We start from the raw sequence: 211 nt of genomic DNA, 5'->3' as shown, positions 1-211 counted from the left end.
GGTTATGCTTGTTATAGATCTCGTCGTAAAGTGGTACAAGATCAGGATATTTTCCGGCGATATAATCCATAATTGTCTTTTTGAAACCGCCTCGAAGATTGAGATTTTCGATCCAGAACAGATCGCACTGATCCTTTACCCGCTCAAATATTGCTTCAAAATCCGTGATACCGGGGAATACCGGGGATACGAAACAGACTGTACGGATACC

General features: G+C 42.7%; 1 pseudogene. It reads right to left on the bottom strand.

Annotated elements, in window-relative coordinates:
• A pseudogene (locus tag DW720_RS16090) lies at positions 1 to 211 on the bottom strand (radical SAM mobile pair protein B); the annotation flags it as partial.

The organism is Clostridium sp. AM27-28 (genome assembly GCF_003480955.1).
In the GTDB taxonomy this organism is placed as follows: domain Bacteria; phylum Bacillota; class Clostridia; order Lachnospirales; family Lachnospiraceae; genus Otoolea; species Otoolea fessa.
Note: the sequence above shows the minus strand (reverse complement) of the source record. Positions and strands in the feature narration are given on the sequence as shown.